The following is a 17,198-nucleotide window of genomic DNA, read 5'->3' on the forward strand; positions in this document are numbered from 1 at the left end:
GCCCATGATCACCCGCGCGCCCGCGGGACCGACGAGCGGAGACCGTGCGATGGCGCAGGTGAACCCGTCCGGAACAGGTCCCGTCCGCGCCCCCCGCCGCGGGGCCCGCGGGCCCGTCCGGGTCCTGCTGGCGATGCTGCTCACCGCGCTCGTGGTCGGCGGCGCCGTGCCGTACGTGTCCGGCAGCGGCCGGGTCTACCTCAGCTACCTGGTGCTGGCCGGACGGGACGACGCCGCCGGCGCGGCCCTGGCCGGGGCCGAGGCCCGCGCGGCGGGCGGGCAGGTCGTCCAGGAGTACCCGCAGATCGGGGCCGTACTGGCGTACGCCCCCGGCGGCTTCGCGGACGAGGTGCGGGCCAGGCCCGGGATCGCCGCCGTCGGGGCCACCCGCACCGCGCCGGTGGTCGGCCCGCCGCGCCCGCTGGACGGCGCCGGGGACTTCGCGGCCGGCACCGAACGCGCCGGGCGCAGCAGCGCGGACCGGTCGGGCGGGGCGGAGCGCTCCGGCGGGACCGACACCGCAGAACTGTCCGAGCGGCAGGAGGACACCACCCTCACGGTGCCCGACCCCGCCGAGCACGACGGCTGGAACCTCACCATGCTCGGCGCCCCCGGCGCCGGGGGCGGCGACGCGACCGCCGCGCCGGCCGGGCCCGCCGGGCCGGCGCCGGAGGCGCTGCACAAGGTGCTCGTCGCGGTGCTCGACTCCGGCGTCGACGACACCCACCCCGACCTCAGGACCGCCGTCGACCCCAAGGCCTCCGCCTCGTGCGCCGACGGGCGCCCCGACCCGCGCACCGGCTCCTGGCGGCCCGACCCCGGGGTCGGCGAGAGCGGGCACGGCACCCACGTCGCCGGGATCGTCGGCGCCGTCCGGGACGGCCGGGGCGTCACCGGGGTCGCGCCGGGCGTGCGGATCGCCGCCGTCCGGCTGCTCGGGCCGCTGGGCCAGTACTACGCGGAGAACATCGTCTGCGGCATGCTGTGGGCCGCCGACCACGGCGCCAGGGCGATCAACAACAGCTACTTCGCCGACCCGTGGAAGTACAACTGCCCGGAGGACCGCGACCAGGCCGCGCTGATCGCCGCCGTCGGCCGGGCCGCGGCCTACGCCCAGCGCAAGGGCGCCGTCGTCGTCGCCTCGGCGGGCAACGACGGGCAGGACCTCGGCGCGGCCAGGACGGACGAGCGCAGTCCGAACGACCGGGTCTCCGGCCCGGCGCAGTCCCGCCACCTTGGTACCGAATGCGTCAGGCTGCCCGGCGAGCTGCCCGGCGTCGTCACCGTCACCGCCGTCAACCGGGACGGCCGCCCCTCCGCGTACTCCAACTACGGGCGCGGCAGGGTCTCGCTGGCCGCGCCCGGCGGGGACCCGGACGGCGGGCCGCAGGGCGCGATCGTCTCCGACTGGCCCGGCGGGCAGTACGCGGCGCTGGCCGGCACCTCGATGGCGGCCGCGCACGTGACGGGTGCGGTCGCGGTGGCCGCCGCGCTCCACCCGGACTACGGCTCGGCCGGACTCGCCGCCCTGCTGGCCACCACGGCCGCGGCCGCCTGCCCGCCGGGGCCGTACGCGTGCGGGGACCGGCAGTACTTCGGCGCGGGGTTGCTGGCGCTGCCGCGGTAGCGCTCCTCCCGCGGACCGGGCGGCGCCCGTCGCGGCCCGGGCGGTGCCCGTCGCGGCCCGGAAAAGCGGGTGACGGACGAGCGCCGGCGGGCGAGGATCGGGGCATGACCGCATTCCTCGCCACCGAACGGCTCGTGCTGCGCCGCTTCACCGCCGCGGACACGGACCACCTGGTCGAGCTGGACGGCGATCCCGAGGTGATGCGCCACCTCACCGGCGGCCGGCCGACGCCGCGGGAGGTCGTGGAGGGCGAGCTGCTGCCGCTCTACCTCGCGCACTACGAGCGCTACGGGGACCTGGGCTGGTGGGCTGCGGAGGAGCGGGCGGGCGGGGCCTTCCTGGGCTGGTTCGAGTTCCGGCCGACGGTGGCGGGCGAGCGCGGCGAGGTCGAGCTCGGGTACCGGCTGCGCCGGGCCGCCTGGGGGCGCGGGTACGCGACCGAGGGCGCGCGGGCGCTGGTCCGCCGCGGTTTCACCGGACTCGGCGTGGAGCGGGTGGTGGCGTACACGATGACGGTCAACGCGGGCTCCCGGCGGGTGATGGAGAAGAGCGGCCTCTCGTACGTCCGGACCTTCCACGAGGACCACCCGGAGGCCATCCCCGGCAGCGAGCACGGCGAGGTCGAGTACGCCCTGGAGCGGGCGCGGTGGCGGGGCTGACGCGCCCGGGGGCTCCGGCGGCCGGTCCGGGATACTGGACGGCATGAGGCTGACGGAGTTCTGGCGACGGATGTACGAGCACTTCGGGGAGACGTACGCGGAGTCCTTCGCCTCCGACCACGTGATGAGCGAGCTCGGCGGCCGGACGGTCCGGCAGGCGCTGGACGCGGGCTGGGAGGCCAAGGACGTCTGGCGGGCGGTCTGCGAGACCCAGGGGGTCTCCGCGCTGCTCCGCTGAGCGGCTCCGCCGTCCCCCGGACGACGGCCGGATGTCGCCGAACCGGCCTCCGCCGCCGGGCCGATGGGACAGACTGTCCCGGTGACAAGTGACACAGAACACCAGAATTCGGACAGGCCGGCCGAGGTGCCGGCCGAGACGTCGGCCAAGGCGGCGGACGGGGGCGGCGGGCTCTGGGGCGGCGGGATGCCGCGCTGGCTGCCCAGGGCGATGGTGCTCGCGTTCGTCCTGCTCGGCCTGTTCCAGCTCGCGGACTGGGCGTTCCGCCAGCTCATCGACCTCTTCGTGATGCTCCTGGTGGCCTTCTTCCTGTCGCTCGCGCTGGAGCCGGCCGTCGACCGGATGGCCGCCCGCGGGGTGCGTCGGGGCGTCGGGACGTTCCTGGTGTTCGTCGCGGTCGCGGTCGCCGTCCTCGGGTTCCTGGCGGCGCTCGGCACGCTGCTGGTGGACCAGGTCGCGAAGATCGCGGGGGACCTGCCGCACCTGGTCGACAACCTGATCACGTGGTTCAACGGGACGTTCCACCAGGACGTCTCGCTGGGCGAGTTGCAGAAGAAGCTGCTCAAGGACTCCGGCACGATCGAGGGTTACGCCCAGCAGGCCGCCGACAACGTCTGGGGCCTGTCCTCCACCGTGATCGGCGGCCTCTTCCAGGCCTTCACGGTCGGACTGTTCACCTTCTACTTCACCGCCGAGGGCCCGAGGGTCCGGCGGACGGTCTGCTCGCTGCTGCCGCCCGCCAAGCAGGGCGAGGTGCTGCGGGCCTGGGAGATCGCGCTCGCCAAGACCGGTGGGTACCTGTACTCGCGCGCGCTGCTCGCGGTGGTGTCGGCCGCCGGGCACTGGGTGATGTTCGCGCTGCTGGACCTGCCGTACGCGGCCGCGCTGGCGATCTGGGTCGGCGTCATGTCGCAGTTCGTGCCGACCATCGGGACGTACCTCGCGGGCGCGCTGCCGGTGCTGGTGGCGCTCACCGTGGAACCGGTGGACGCGCTGTGGGTGCTGGTGTTCACGGTGGTGTACCAGCAGGTCGAGAACTACCTGCTGCACCCGAGGATCACCGCGAGGACGGTGGACGTGCACCCGGCGGTGGCGTTCGGGGCGGTGATCGCGGGCGCGGCGTTGCTGGGGGCGGTCGGCGCGCTGATCGCCATCCCGGCGGCGGCCACGCTGCAGGGCTTCGTCGGGACGTACGTGCGGCGCTACGAGGTGGCGACCGACCCGCGGATCGACCGCGGCGAGCAGCGGCGGGCCCGGCGCGAGCTGCGCCGGGAGGCGGCGCGCCGGCTGCGGCGGATGGTCGGCGGCGGGTCGGACGAGGCGGGCTGAGCCGGACCGGCCCGTCCGGAGCCCCGTGGAATCGAACGGAATCGAACGGGGCTGAATCCGTTCCGGTCGCACCGGGAGGGGCGGGCGGGGTTCGGTGCGCGCCCCCGGTGGCGTGCGACGCTTGAATCGAACAGATGTTCTTTGTACTCTCCGGCGAGGAGTTTTCCACAGGCGGAGCCCGGTCGGGCTCGTTTGTCAGTGGGACGCGCTAGCGTCGAGGACGATGAAGCGCACAGCACAGAACCCGAAGGAAAAGGCCATGGCAGGTACGGACCGCGAGAAGGCCCTAGAGACCGCACTCGCCCAGATCGAGCGACAGTTCGGCAAGGGCTCGGTGATGCGCCTCGGCGAGAAGGCCAACGAGCCGATCGACGTGATCTCCACCGGGTCCACCGCCCTGGACGTCGCCCTCGGGGTCGGTGGCATCCCCCGAGGCCGGGTGGTCGAGATCTACGGCCCCGAGTCCTCCGGAAAGACCACCCTGACGCTGCACCTGGCGGCCAACGCCCAGCGGGCCGGCGGCACGGTCGCGTTCGTCGACGCGGAGCACGCGCTCGACCCGGATTACGCCAAGAAGCTCGGCGTGGACACCGACGCCCTGCTGGTCAGCCAGCCGGACACCGGTGAGCAGGCCCTGGAGATCACCGACATGCTGATCCGCTCCGGCGCGATCGACCTGGTGATCATCGACTCGGTCGCCGCGCTCGTCCCGCGCGCCGAGATCGAGGGCGAGATGGGCGACTCGCACGTCGGTCTGCAGGCCCGTCTGATGAGCCAGGCGCTGCGCAAGATCGCCGGTGCGCTGAACCAGTCGAACACCACCGCCGTGTTCATCAACCAGCTCCGCGAGAAGATCGGCGTCATGTTCGGCTCGCCGGAGACCACGACCGGTGGCCGCGCGCTGAAGTTCTACGCCTCCGTCCGCCTCGACATCCGCCGGATCGAGACCCTGAAGGACGGCACCGAGGCGGTGGGCAACCGCACCCGCGTCAAGGTGGTCAAGAACAAGGTCGCCGCGCCGTTCAAGCAGGCCGAGTTCGACATCCTCTACGGCGTCGGCATCAGCCGCGAGGGCGGCCTGATCGACATGGGCGTCGAGCACGGCTTCATCCGCAAGTCGGGCGCCTGGTACACCTACGAGGGCGACCAGCTCGGCCAGGGCAAGGAGAACGCCCGCAACTTCCTGCGGGACAACCCGCAGCTCGCCGACGAGATCGAGCGGAAGATCAAGGGCAAGCTCGGCATCGGCCCGAAGGTCGAGGAGCCCGCCGAGGGCGCGGCCGACACCGCCGCCGCGGACGGCGCCGCCAAGCCGATCACCGCGGCCGCCGCCAAGACGGCCGCGGCGAAGAAGACGGCGGCGGCCGCCAAGGCCTGAGCCGTTGATGCAGCACGACGAGGTGGGCGGCGCCGGCCCGGCGTCGCCGGACGACGACCACGGGCCGCCGGACTGGTTCGCCGCCGTGGCGGAAGAGCCCGGTCCGGAGCCGTCGGCGACCGGCCCGGTCCGGCCGCGGCGCCGTCGGGAGCCGCGTTCGGCGGCGCGAGGGGCATCCGGCGCTGAGCCGGAGTTCGACCGGGCGCCGGTCCGGGCGGTGCGCGGCGCGGCGCCCGGACCGGGTCCGGCGGAGGGGCTGTCCGACGGGCTCGGGCTGGTCTCCGCCTCCGAGCTGCCCACCGGCCGGCGGCGCCGTCGCTCGGCGCTGGCCGAGGACGCCGACGGGTACGGGGAGCACGCGGACCGCGCGGAACCGGCGGACTACCGGGAGGCGGCCGGTCACGGGGGTGCGGCCGCCTCCGCCCCACGCGGGCGGACGAGCACACGGGCGGGTGGCCGGTCGGTTGGGCGCCGACGCACCGAGCCGGACGCCGAGCAGGCCCGGCCGCGCGAGCCGAAGCGGGCCCGGGCCGAGGAGCACGCCGATCCCGAGAGCCGCGCCCGCGACATCTGCCTGCGGCTGCTCACCGGCACCGCCAAGAGCCGCAAGCAGCTCGCCGACGCCCTGCGCAAGCGGGAGATCCCGGAGGACGTCGCCGACCAGGTGCTCACCCGGCTCGAAGAGGTCGGGCTGATCGACGACGCGGCCTTCGCCGCGGCGTGGGTGGAGTCCCGGCACGCCGTCCGGGGCCTGTCGCGGCGGGCGCTCGCCCAGGAGCTGCGGACCAAGGGCGTGGCCGCCGACCTGGTCGAGCAGGCCGTGGCCCAGCTCGACTATGACGACGAGACGGAGGCCGCCCGGGCCCTCGTCGACCGCAAGCTCCGCAGCACCCGCGGGCTGGAGCCGCAGGCCCGGATGCGGCGGCTGGTCGGCGTGCTGGCCCGGCGCGGCTACTCCGAGGGGCTGGCCTTCCGAGTGGTGCGCGCGGCCATCGAGGAAGAGGACGCGGAAGCCGACGACTGAGCTGCCTCGGGGGCCCGGCGCACCGCATCGAACCGGAGGACGCGCACCGGGCGTGGTGACCGAGGGGAGCGGGTGCCGGTGCAGCCGCGAGGAGATCGAGCAGGGCTGCGTGCGGGTCGGCGAGGACGTGCTGTCGGCCGTCCGGGGCGGCGGGAGCACCCCGAACTCGTGCGCACCCCGGGGGCGTTGCGCTACCGGGTCTCGTAGCGGCGGAACGTGCAGGCCGGGCGCGAGGTGCGCGTCATGGTGCGGCCGGAGGCGGTGGACGACCTCGGGGCCGGGCTGATCGCCCGGGAGGTCGCCCGGCGGGTGTCCGAGGAGCTGACCCACCCGGGGCGGATCCGGGTGACGGTGGTCCGGGAGAGCCGGGTCACCGAGGTGGCACGGCAGAGGGGTCGAGCCGCTCGGGGACGGCCTCCGGGGCCGGCTCGGGTTCGGGCTCGGCCGCGCCGGTGAGCGGTGCCGGGCCGCCCCGGGCCCGGTCGGCGAGCGCCAGCAGGTCCTCGGCGGCGGCGCCCTGGGTGACGCCGACGAGGTGCCCGTCCGGCCGGATCAGCAGCACGGTGTGCGGGCCGGCGTCCGGGTACTCCTCGGCGACGAGCACCTCGGCCGGGACAGGCAGGGCGTTCGCGACCTCGGCGAGCCGGGGCATCAGCCCGGCGCCCAGCCAGTGCTCGGCGGACCAGACGGCGGTGCCGGGGGCCACGAGCAGCAGCAGGAAGGTCGAGCCGAGCCGGGCGTGGAGGTGGTCGGGGCTGCCGTCGGCGGAGAGCACCGGGAGGTCGGGCACGAGCACGCCGGGGGCGGTGGCGGGCAGCAGCTCGCTGAGCGAGGTGGTGGTGCGCGCGCCGCGCTGGACCGGCACCCGGCCGGGGACGCCCGAGGGCGCCGCCGGGTAGGCGGGCGCGCCGCCGAAGCGGCCGGTGCCGAGCTGGCCGTCGGCGAGCAGCGGCGCGTGCTTGCGGAAGCCGCCGACGAGCAGCGAGCGCCGGGTCTGCTGCCAGCCGCGCAGCGGGCGCAGCAGCGGCATGGACTGGTCGACGGCGCGCAGCCGGGCGCCGACGGCGCCGCGGCGCTCGGCCTCGTAGCCGTCCAGGAGGGAGCCGCCGGGCTGGGGGCCGCCGGAGTGGAGGTGCCAGGCGAGGGCGAGCCGCCAGGCGAGGTTGTCGGCGTCGCGCAGCCCGTCGGCGAGGTTCTGCATGCCGAGGGCGCCGTGCAGGTGGGCGGCGTCGCCGGCGAGGAAGCAGCGGCCGCTGCGGAAGCGGGCGGCGAGGCGCTGCTGGGCGGTGTGGTCGGCGGCGGCGAGCAGCTCGAAGCGGGGGAGTTCGCCGCACCAGCCCGTGAGGCTCGCGGTGACGCGGTTGAGCAGGGTGTCGCCGGTGACGACGCCGGGCCAGGTGGCGTGCGGGTCGACCTGCTCGGTGGCGGCCGGGCGGCCGGGCGGCAGGCGCCAGTCGAGCCGCCAGACGCCGTCCGGCAGGGGGCGGGCGGAGGCCTCGCGGTCGCCGCGCCACGGCGGCTCGCGGTGCAGCCGGGCGCCGTCGAAGGGCAGGTCGACCCGGACGGTGGCGATGGCGTTGCGGTCGACGGCCGGGCGGCCGGGGAAGCGGATCTTCAGGAGCTTGCGGATCGTGGAGCGCGCGCCGTCGCAGCCGACCAGGTGGCTGCCGCGCCACCAGGTGCTGGAGCCGTCCTGGGTGCCGTGGGTGCGGACGCTGACGCCGTCGCGGTCCTGGACGAGCTCGGTGACGCGGCTGAGCGGGACGAGTCTGACCAGCGGGGTGCCCGTGAGGGCGTCGCGCAGGCCGCGCTGGAGGCGGTGCTGCGGCAGGTGGAAGGCGGGCGAGTCGGTGAGGTCGATCCGCAGCACCTCCTGGCGGCGCCGCCAGATGGCGAAGGAGTCCCAGAGGGCGGAGTCGGAGACGGCCCGGGGGTAGCCGATCCGGGTGAGGAAGGCGGTGGAGTCGGCCCCGAGGACGACGCTGCGCGGGCCCTCGGGGCAGAGCCCGGAGCCCTCGTCCAGGACGACGGTCGGCACCTCGTGCCGGGCGAGCGCGAGGGCCAGGGCCAGACCGACCGGTCCGGCCCCGACCACGATCACCGGGTCCATGCCGGGCCCTCCGGGCGGGGGTGGACCGTTCGGGCCCGGAAGGCCGGGCATGGGCAGGCCGTCAGGCTGGCGTCATATGCCGCGTGGAAGCTCCCGGGAGGTGTCACGAAGAGCAATGCAACAGTTCACCTGCGTGTCCGTCAAGCAGCAGCCGAAGTGCGCCGGTTCGCGCCGCGACGGCCGCGTGCTTCGATCCACCGGGCGAGCGCGGTGAGCAACAGGCACATCGCGACGTAGATCGGACCGATCACCAGGACCACCGGGATGTAGGGGAAGCCCGCGGCGTTCATCGGCTGGCTCGCGATCGCCTTACCGACGAACAGCAGCTCGTGGTAGGTGATGACGAAGCCGAGCGAGGTGTCCTTCAGGGTGACGACCAGCTGGCCGATCATCGTCGGCAGCATCGAGCGGACCGCCTGCGGCACCAGGATGCCGGCCATCACCTGGGTCTTGCGCATCCCGAGGGCGTACGCCGCCTCGGACTGGCCCCGGGGGACGGCGTTGACGCCGCTGCGGATGATCTCGGCCTGGACCGCGCCGTTGTAGAGGGTGAGGCCGAGCACCAGCGCCCACATCGGGTCCTTGGCGAAGAACGCGTAGTAGAGCGCGACGATGAGGATCAGCAGCGGCATCGCCCGGAAGAACTGGACGATCGCGGTGCACACCCAGCGCACCGGCTTGTGGTCGGACAGCCGCCCGGCGGCGAGCAGCGAGCCGAGGGTGAGCGAGAACAGCGCCGCCAGGCCGAAGGCCTCCAGGGTGGAGAGCAGGCCGTCCAGGATCCGCTGCTGGATGGTGTTGTACTGGAAGACGTCCCAGAGCCCGGCGTCGAACTGGCCGCTGTCGGACAGCGCCGTGACGGCGTACCAGAGCAGGCCGGCGATCGCGACGAACGCCAGCACGCCGAACAGCCGGTACCGCGTGCGGGCCTTCGGACCGGGGGCGTCGTACAGGACGCTGGCGGTCGAGCCGCGGGTGAAGGGGCTGTTCATCGGGCCACCGCCAGTCGGGACTCCAGGATGCGGAACAGGGTGGCGATCACGGCGCTGATCACCAGGTAGGCGCAGGCCACCCAGAAGAAGATCGAGAAGATCGAGTAGCCGCGCTCGGAGAAGGTCTGCTGCGCGCTGTACAGCTCGCCGACGCTGAACGCGCCGGCGATCGCCGAGTTCCTCGGCAGGGCGATGAACACGCTGCTCATCGGGGCCAGCACGGTCCGGGCGGCCTGCGGCAGGACGACCAGGGTGAGCGTCTGGCCGAAGGTCATGCCGAGGCTGCGGGCGGCCTCGGCCTGGCCGAGCGGCACGGTGTTGATGCCCGAGCGCAGCACCTCGCAGACGAACGAGGCGGTGTACCCGCCGAGCGCCAGCGTCGCGAAGGTGAGGTGCTCGAAGTGCACGTCGAGCGCGGGCAGTCCGAACTCGACGGCGAAGAACAGCAGGGTCAGCGGGGTGTTGCGGAAGATCGTCACCCAGCCGGTGCCGAAGGCGCGCAGCACCGGGACCGGGGAGACCCGGAAGGCCGCCAGCAGGGTGCCCAGCAGCAGGGCGAGCAGCGCGCTGAGGGCGCTCAGCTCGATCGTCTGCAGGAAGCCGTCGCGGAACAGCGTGAAGTTGCCGTCCTCGAACAGGAAACCCATCCGGCGGCCCTCCTCTCAGGAGCGGTAAGGAATCGGGCGGGTGGATCAGTAGCGCTCGAGGGCCGGCGGGGTGGGCGCCGCGGAGCCGGAGAGGCCGAGGGTCGCGTCGTACGCCTTCTTCCAGTCGCCGTTGTCCTGGTGCGCCTTGATGGAGTCGTTGATGGCGTTGCGCAGGGCCGCGTCGTCCTTGTTGAGGCCGACGCCGTACTTCTCCTGGGTGAACGGCTGGCCGACCACCTTGAGCTTGGGGCTGTACTTGGAGGCGTAGCCCTTGAGGATCGCGTCGTCGGTGGTGACGGCGTCGACCTCGCCGGACAGCAGCTTCTCGACGCAGGCCGAGTAGGTGTCGAACTGCGTGATCTTCGGGTTGTACTGCTGGATGTTCTTGATGGACGTCGAGCCGGTGGCGGTGCAGACGTTCTTGCCCGTGACCGCGTCCTTGCCGGTGATTTCCTTGTTGTCGGCCTTCACCAGCAGGTCCTGGCCGGCGATGTAGTACGGGCCGGCGAAGGAGACCGACTTCTTGCGCTCGTCGTTGATGCTGTAGGTGCCGACGTAGAAGTCGATCTGGCCCTTGGCGATGGCGGGCTCGCGCTGCGAGGAGACCAGCGTCTGCCACTTGATCTGCTGCGGGGTGAAGCCGAGGTCGGCGGCGACCATCTTGGCGATCTCGATGTCGAAGCCGCTGCGGTCGCCGCTGGCGACGTCCTCCCAGCCGAGGAACGGCTGGTCGGCCTTGGCGCCGATGATCAGCTGGCCGCGCTTGTGGGCCTCGGCGAGCACCGCCGAGTCGATCTTGACGTCGGTCTTGACCGTGTAGGTCGGCAGCGCGGGGGCGCCGCTGGGGGTGGCGGCGGCGTCGGGCGAGCCGTCCTTGCCGCACGCGGCGGTGGCGGTGAGCGCGACGGCACAGAGCGCGACGGCGAGGGTGCGACGAGTCCTCATGAGGGTTGTTCTCCTGGGGGCTGGGCCACGGGGTCAACCGGGCTCTGGCGTCTGGAAGTTGTGCGCAGGGGCGGGCCGGCCGGCGCCGTTGGCGGGCCGGCCTTCCGGGGGAGGCGGAGCGTCAGTGGTGCAGGATCTTGGAGAGGAAGTCCTTGGCGCGCTCGGAGCGCGGTGCGGTGAAGAAGGCGTCCGGCGTGTTCTGCTCGACGATCTTGCCGTCGGCCATGAACAGCACCCGGTTCGCGGCGGAGCGGGCGAAGCCCATCTCGTGGGTGACCACGACCATCGTCATGCCGTCGGCGGCCAGCTGGCGCATGACCTCCAGCACCTCGTTGACCATCTCCGGGTCGAGGGCCGAGGTGGGCTCGTCGAAGAGCATCACCTTCGGCTTCATGGCCAGCGCGCGGGCGATCGCCACGCGCTGCTGCTGGCCGCCGGACAGCTGGGCCGGGTACTTGTCCGCCTGCGCGCCGACGCCGACGCGCTCCAGCAGCTCCCGGGCCGTCTTCTCGGCCTGCGGGCGCGCCACCTTGCGCACCTTGACCTGGCCCATGACCACGTTCTCCAGCACGGTCTTGTGGGCGAACAGGTTGAAGCTCTGGAACACCATGCCGACCTCGGCGCGCAGCCGGGCCAGCTCCTTGCCCTCGGCGGGCAGCGGGCGGCCGTCGATGGTGATGGTGCCGGAGTCGATGGTCTCCAGCCGGTTGATCGTCCGGCAGAGCGTGGACTTGCCCGATCCGGAGGGCCCGATCAGCACCACGACCTCGCCCTGGGTGATCCGCAGGTCGATGCCCTGGAGCACGTGGAGGGCGCCGTAGTGCTTGTTCACGCCGTCCAGCACGACCAGCGGAGCGGCTGCGGACTTCGAGTCCATGATCGGATTCCCGGTCATCGCGCCTGCTCTCTCGTTCGGCCCGCGCGAAGTCTGAACTCCCTTGGGCTGCAATGGTGGTACGAAATCCGGGGGCCGCAGCCGGCGGAGCCGCAGCCCCCGGTGGGCCGACCATAGGAGCCGTGACGATGCCTCGTCAGCCGATCTGAGCGGAACTTGAGCATCACGAAACGGCCACACGGCGCTCGCAAGCTGTTCGTCCGGCCGCGATCGGGGCACGGTTGACGTGGACGGCGCCCGCGCGGTGCGTCCCGCGGGGCCCCGCCGCGCGGCCGAACCTGGCGTCCGGCGGCCCGCTGGCCCATACTGCGCAGGACCGGGACCGACCGAGCGGCCCCGGTGATCACCGCCCGGGGGAGTCCCCGGGGCCCCTGGAGACGTCGGGGAACGGGGAAGGAGGAGACATGCGACTACTGCTCGTCGAGGACGACGAACGCGTGGCCGCCGCGCTGGTCGCGGTGCTGGGACGGCACGGGTTCCAGGTCCGGCACGCCCGCAGCGGGCACGAGGCCCTGGACGCGCTGGTGCCGGACGGCAACGAGCCGTACCGGGTGGTGTTGCTCGACCTCGGGCTGCCCGACCGCGACGGCTTCGAGGTGTGCAGCCGGATCCGGGCCGGCAGCGGCGTTCCGGTGATCATGGTCACCGCCCGGGCCGACATCCGCTCCCGGATCCACGGCCTCAACCTCGGCGCCGACGACTACGTCACCAAGCCGTACGACATGGGCGAACTGCTCGCCCGCATCCACGCCGTCGCCCGCCGCGGCGCCGCGCCCTCCGCCGCCTCGCCAGCCGCGCCCGACGCGGTCCCGCAGCAGCGCGGTCCGCTGGAGTCCCGCGGCATACGGATCGACCGGGAGCGCCGCCGGGTCAGCGTGGACGGCCGCGACGTGCCGCTCACCCGCAAGGAGTTCGACCTGCTCGCGCTGCTCGCCCAGAGCCCCGGCGTGGTCTACCGCCGCGAGCAGATCTTCAGCGAGGTGTGGCGCAGCGGCTGGGAGGGCAACGGCCGCACGCTGGAGGTCCACATCGGCTCGCTGCGCAACAAGCTCGCCCTGCCCGGCCTGGTCGAGGCCGTGCGCGGCGTCGGCTACCGGCTGATCCCCGAGTGCCCGGCGGCCGCCCCGGACGCGCCCCCGGCCGGCGCGGAGCACTGACCGTACGTGCGTAATCGCCTGCTCGGCATCCTGCTCGCCCTGATGGTCTGCGTCCTGGCCGCCCTCGGGCTGCCGCTCGCGGCGGCGGTCGCGGCGGCCCAGCAGACCAAGGTGGTCGTCGACCGGCTCGACGACGCCGCCCGCTTCGCCCAGGACCTGCCCACCTCCGGCACCTCGGACGCGGCGCGCAAGGGCGACCCGGGGCCCGCCCCCGGCGACCTCAGCCGGCGCAACGCGATCGACGCCGAGGTCGCCCGCTACTACGACCTGTACGGCGTGCGCCTCGGCATCTTCCAGCGCGACGGCGTCCCGATCGCCGCCGCGCCGAAGAACTGGACGGTGCCCTCCGGCGGCTCCGGCGCCCAGGCCTTCCAGGAGGCGCTGGACGGGCGGCGCAGCCACAACCCGCCCCAGGTCTGGCCGTGGACCGGTGACCGCACGGTCATCGTCGCAGCCCCGGTGGTGCGCGACGGCGACGTCGTCGCCGTGGTGCTCAGCGAGTCGCCGACCGGGGCGCTGCGCACCCGGATCCTGCACAGCTGGCTGGTGATCGGGGCCGGCGAGGCCGCCGCGATGATCGTCGCCGTGCTGCTCGCCGTCCGGCTCACCGAGTGGGTGCTGCGCCCGGTGCGCACCCTGGACCGGGCCACCCACGACATCGCCACCGGCCGGATGAACGCCCGGGTCGCCCCCGGCGGCGGCCCGCCCGAACTGCAGCGGCTGGCGCACTCGTTCAACGAGATGGCCGACCACGTCGTGCTCGCCCTGGACCAGCAGAAGGCCTTCGTCGCGGACGCCTCCCACCAACTGCGCAACCCGCTGGCCGCGCTGCTGCTGCGGGTCGAGGTGCTCGGCCTGGAACTGCCCGAGGGGCACGAGGAGGAGCTGGGCGTCGTCCGCGAGGAGGGCGCCCGGCTGGCCCGGGTGCTGGACGACCTGCTCGGCCTCGCCACCGCCGAGCACGCCCGCCCCGAACCCGAGCCGACCGACCTCGCCGCGCTCACCCTCGCCCGGGTCGACGCCTGGCGGACGGTGGCCGTGCAGCGCGGCATCGAGCTGCGCTGGGACGGCCCGGCGCTCGCGCTCGGCATGGCCGACCCGATCGGCTTCGGCTCGGCGCTGGACGCGGTCCTGGACAACGCGCTCAAGTTCTCCCCGGAGGGCAGCCGGGTGCGGCTGCGGGTCGCGGTGCGGCGCGACGAGGTCGCGGTGACGGTCAGCGACGCCGGGCCGGGCCTCACCGAGGAGGAGGTCTCCCGGGCGGGCGACCGGTTCTGGCGCAGCCCGCGGCACCAGAACGTGGACGGCTCCGGGCTCGGCCTGTCGATCGCCCGCACCCTGCTGCTGGCGGGCGGCGGTTCGCTCGGCTTCGCCCCGGTCAAGCCGACCGGGCTCGCGGTGACCCTGGCCGTGCCCCGCCCGGGGAAGCAGTAGTCGGGGAAGCAGTGGTCGCGGACGCGCCAGGTCAGGGCTTGACCGAGCGGTAGTAGCGCATCGCGCCCTCGTGGAGGGGGAGCGGGTCGGTGTACACGGCGGTGCGCAGGTCGACCAGCTGGGCGGCGTGGACCTGGGCGCCGATCTGGTCGCGGCTGTCGATCACCGCCTCGGTCATGCCCTGGACCAGGCCGGGGTCGACGTCGTCCCGGGTGATCAGCAGGTTGGGCACCGCCACGGTGGCGACGGCGTCCTGCGGCTCGGCGTTCGGGTAGGTGCCCTTGGGCATGGTGGCCGCCCGGTAGGCGTCGGTGCCGCCGCCCTCGGCCTTGTGGAGCTGCTCGGACAGGTCGGCCAGCGGGACGATCCTGATCCGGACGTGGTCGGAGAGGTCGGTCAGCGCGCTGGTGGGCAGGCCGCCGGACCAGAAGAAGGCGTCCACCCTGCCCTCGCGCAGGTCGTCGGCGGCGTCGCCGACCCCGTCCGGCACGCCCTTGATGTCCCGGTCCGGGTCCAGGCCGGCGGCGGTCAGCAGCCGCCTGGTCACCAGGTTCACCCCGGACTGCGGCAGGCCCACGCCCACCCGCAGGCCCTTGAGGTCGGCGGTGCGCTGGACCGGCGAGGAGGCCGGGACGATCAGCTGGAGGTAGTCGTCGTAGAGCCGGGCGATCGCCCGCAGCCGGTCCTTGCCGGGCCCCTGGTAGTCGGCGACGGCGTCGGCCGTCGCTATGGCGAACTGGTCCCGGCCGTCGGCCACCCGCTTCAGGTTCTCGACCGAGCCGTCGGTGTTGTCCAGCGCCAGCCGTACCCCGGGCATCGACTTGGCGACGTGCGCCTGCAGCAGCTGCCCGTACCGGTCGTAGACCCCGCGCTGCACGCCCGTCGCGAAGTGCGTCTCCCCGCGCGGGTAGCCGGGCGAGCGGCCCGCCGAGAGCCACCACCCGCCGAGTCCCGCCAGCAGCAGGGCCAGTACCAGGACCGTCCGCCACAGCGGGCTTCGGGCGGCCGCGCGGAGCACGGCGCCCGGACGTGAGGGAACGGTGGGGGTCATGCAGGGATAGTGCCAGGCGCCCCGGCAGAACGGGAGGGGCCGCGGGGCCGCCGTCCGTGAAAAAGCCCTTCACGCGTGCCCGTACCCTGGTCTGGTGAGCGGTGAGAGCGGATTGAAGAGCTACAAGGTCGTCACGCACGGCTGTCAGATGAACGTCCACGACTCCGAGCGCCTGTCCGGGCTGCTGGAGGAGGCGGGCTACGTCAAGGCCGGGCCCGAGGGCGACCCGGACCTGGTGGTGTTCAACACCTGCGCGGTGCGCGAGAACGCCGACAACAAGCTGTACGGCAACCTCGGACAGCTCGCGCCGGCCAAGGGCCGCAACCAGGGCATGCAGATCGCCGTCGGCGGCTGCCTCGCGCAGAAGGACCGCGACACCATCGTCCAGCGCGCCCCCTGGGTCGACGTGGTGTTCGGCACCCACAACATCGGCCACCTGCCGGCGCTCCTGGAGCGGGCCGCGGTCGAGAAGAAGGCCCAGGTCGAGATCCTGGAGTCGCTGGAGACCTTCCCCTCCACGCTGCCCACCCGCCGCGAGTCCGCCTACGCCGCCTGGGTCTCGATCTCGGTCGGCTGCAACAACACCTGCACCTTCTGCATCGTGCCCGCGCTGCGCGGCAAGGAGGAGGACCGCCGCCCCGGCGACGTCCTCGCCGAGATCGAGGCGCTGGTGGACGAGGGCGTCATCGAGGTGACCCTGCTCGGCCAGAACGTCAACGCCTACGGCTCCGACCTGGGCGACCGCGAGGCCTTCTCCAAGCTGCTGCGCGCCGCCGGCCAGGTCGAGGGCCTGGAGCGGATCCGCTTCACCTCCCCGCACCCGCGCGACTTCACCGACGACGTCATCGCCGCGATGGCCGAGACGCCGAACGTGATGCACCAGCTGCACATGCCGCTGCAGTCCGGCTCGGACCGCGTCCTCAAGGCGATGCGCCGCTCGTACCGGCAGGACCGTTTCCTCGGGATCATCCGCAAGGTCCGCGAGGCCATGCCGGACGCGGCCATCTCCACCGACATCATCGTGGGCTTCCCCGGCGAGACCGAGGAGGACTTCGAGGAGACGATGCACGTCGTCCGCGAGGCGCGCTTCACCAACGCGTTCACCTTCCAGTACTCCAAGCGCCCCGGCACCCCGGCCGCGGAGATGACGGACCAGGTGCCGAAGGCCGTCGTGCAGGCCCGCTACGACCGGCTCATCGCGCTCCAGGAGGAGATCTCCTGGGACGAGAACAAGAAGCAGGTCGGCCGCACGCTGGAGATCCTGGTCGCCGAGGGCGAGGGCAAGAAGGACGGCAAGACCGACCGCCTCTCCGGACGCGCCCCCGACAACCGCCTCGTGCACTTCAACCCGAGGCTTCGAGGGTTGAACGACGAGCACAGCACGCGGCCCGCCGAGCCGGTGCGCCCGGGTGACGTGGTGACCGTCGAGATCACCTACGCCGCCCCGCACCACCTGCTGGCCGAGGGCCCGGCCCTCGCCGTGCGCCGCACCCGCGCGGGCGACGCGTGGGAGAAGCGCCAGGCCAAGCCCGCCGCCAAGCCGGCCGGCGTGATGCTCGGCCTGCCGACCGTCGGCGCCCCGGCGGCGCTGCCGCTCGCGGCCCCGGCGGGCGGCTGCTGCGGGGACTGACGCCCGCCCCGCCCGCCCCCCCCCCCGCCCCCCCGGGGGGGGGGGGCGGGCCGGGGGGGGGGGGGCGGCGGCCCGGGCCGGC

General features: G+C 73.9%; 16 protein-coding genes. 9 read left to right on the forward strand and 7 right to left on the reverse strand.

From position 1 onward, the window contains the following. The first annotated feature begins 49 nt into the window (after positions 1-49). The 6 genes from ACFV4G_RS30775 to ACFV4G_RS30800 all read left to right on the forward strand — a co-directional run bounded on the left by ACFV4G_RS30775 (position 50) and on the right by ACFV4G_RS30800 (position 6,255). Positions 50-1,627: a S8 family serine peptidase gene (locus ACFV4G_RS30775; RefSeq protein WP_380445390.1), complete on the forward strand. Its 1,578-nt coding sequence runs from the start codon at positions 50-52 to the stop codon at positions 1,625-1,627. Between the two features lie 104 nt (positions 1,628-1,731). After that, positions 1,732-2,286, forward strand: a complete 555-nt coding sequence (locus ACFV4G_RS30780) for a GNAT family N-acetyltransferase (RefSeq protein WP_380445391.1) — start codon at positions 1,732-1,734, stop codon at positions 2,284-2,286. A 43-nt stretch (positions 2,287-2,329) separates the two neighbouring features. Next, positions 2,330-2,524, forward strand: coding sequence for a DUF3046 domain-containing protein (locus ACFV4G_RS30785; protein ID WP_359964912.1), 195 nt, complete (start codon positions 2,330-2,332; stop codon positions 2,522-2,524). Positions 2,525-2,710: 186 nt separating this feature from the next. After that, a complete protein-coding gene (locus tag ACFV4G_RS30790) occupies positions 2,711-3,853 on the forward strand; it encodes an AI-2E family transporter (RefSeq protein ID WP_380445406.1) in 1,143 nt (380 codons plus the stop codon). Positions 3,854-4,112: 259 nt separating this feature from the next. Continuing rightward, the gene (gene recA / locus ACFV4G_RS30795; RefSeq protein ID WP_380445392.1) at positions 4,113-5,231 is read left to right on the forward strand and encodes a recombinase RecA; all 1,119 of its coding nucleotides are present in this window, start codon (positions 4,113-4,115) and stop codon (positions 5,229-5,231) included. A gap of 7 nt (positions 5,232-5,238) precedes the next feature. Continuing rightward, entirely contained in the window at positions 5,239-6,255 is a 1,017-nt protein-coding gene (locus tag ACFV4G_RS30800) for a RecX family transcriptional regulator (protein WP_380445393.1), read from the forward strand. Between the two features lie 191 nt (positions 6,256-6,446). Here ACFV4G_RS30800 and ACFV4G_RS30805 read toward each other — a convergent pair whose 3' ends face one another. The 6 genes from ACFV4G_RS30805 to ACFV4G_RS30830 form a co-directional block, all read right to left on the reverse strand. Continuing rightward, positions 6,447-6,629 carry a hypothetical protein gene (locus ACFV4G_RS30805; RefSeq protein ID WP_380445394.1) on the reverse strand — a complete coding sequence of 61 codons (183 nt, stop codon included), beginning with the start codon at positions 6,627-6,629 and terminating at the stop codon, positions 6,447-6,449. After that, positions 6,626-8,365 carry an FAD-dependent monooxygenase gene (locus ACFV4G_RS30810; RefSeq protein ID WP_380445395.1) on the reverse strand — a complete coding sequence of 580 codons (1,740 nt, stop codon included), beginning with the start codon at positions 8,363-8,365 and terminating at the stop codon, positions 6,626-6,628. The genes ACFV4G_RS30805 and ACFV4G_RS30810 overlap by 4 nt, the downstream gene beginning before the upstream one ends. Before the next feature lie 140 nt (positions 8,366-8,505). Continuing rightward, positions 8,506-9,357, reverse strand: a complete 852-nt coding sequence (locus ACFV4G_RS30815; protein WP_380445396.1) for an amino acid ABC transporter permease — start codon at positions 9,355-9,357, stop codon at positions 8,506-8,508. Further along, entirely contained in the window at positions 9,354-10,004 is a 651-nt protein-coding gene (locus ACFV4G_RS30820; protein ID WP_380445397.1) for an amino acid ABC transporter permease, read from the reverse strand. The genes ACFV4G_RS30815 and ACFV4G_RS30820 overlap by 4 nt, the downstream gene beginning before the upstream one ends. A 45-nt stretch (positions 10,005-10,049) precedes the next feature. Continuing rightward, the gene (locus tag ACFV4G_RS30825) at positions 10,050-10,949 is read right to left on the reverse strand and encodes a glutamate ABC transporter substrate-binding protein (RefSeq protein WP_380445398.1); all 900 of its coding nucleotides are present in this window, start codon (positions 10,947-10,949) and stop codon (positions 10,050-10,052) included. Between the two features lie 121 nt (positions 10,950-11,070). Beyond that, positions 11,071-11,826, reverse strand: coding sequence for an amino acid ABC transporter ATP-binding protein (locus tag ACFV4G_RS30830; protein WP_380445399.1), 756 nt, complete (start codon positions 11,824-11,826; stop codon positions 11,071-11,073). A 422-nt stretch (positions 11,827-12,248) separates the two neighbouring features. Here ACFV4G_RS30830 and ACFV4G_RS30835 point away from each other — a divergent pair, with 422 nt between their 5' ends. Beyond that, the gene (locus tag ACFV4G_RS30835; protein WP_380445400.1) at positions 12,249-13,001 is read left to right on the forward strand and encodes a response regulator transcription factor; all 753 of its coding nucleotides are present in this window, start codon (positions 12,249-12,251) and stop codon (positions 12,999-13,001) included. 6 nt (positions 13,002-13,007) lie between these two features. Next, positions 13,008-14,435, forward strand: a complete 1,428-nt coding sequence (locus ACFV4G_RS30840) for a sensor histidine kinase (RefSeq protein WP_380445401.1) — start codon at positions 13,008-13,010, stop codon at positions 14,433-14,435. Between the two features lie 31 nt (positions 14,436-14,466). On the opposite strand, the gene ACFV4G_RS30845 is transcribed toward ACFV4G_RS30840, so the two are convergent. Next, positions 14,467-15,486, reverse strand: a complete 1,020-nt coding sequence (locus tag ACFV4G_RS30845) for a TAXI family TRAP transporter solute-binding subunit (protein WP_380445402.1) — start codon at positions 15,484-15,486, stop codon at positions 14,467-14,469. Positions 15,487-15,580: 94 nt separating this feature from the next. Between ACFV4G_RS30845 and miaB the strand changes: the two genes are divergently transcribed. Then, complete coding sequence (gene miaB / locus ACFV4G_RS30850) at positions 15,581-17,116, forward strand: tRNA (N6-isopentenyl adenosine(37)-C2)-methylthiotransferase MiaB (RefSeq protein ID WP_380445403.1); 1,536 nt, start codon at positions 15,581-15,583, stop codon at positions 17,114-17,116. The last annotated feature ends 82 nt before the right edge of the window (positions 17,117-17,198 follow it).

This window comes from Kitasatospora sp. NPDC059747 (assembly GCF_042732955.1).
In the GTDB taxonomy this organism is placed as follows: Bacteria; Actinomycetota; Actinomycetes; order Streptomycetales; family Streptomycetaceae; genus Kitasatospora.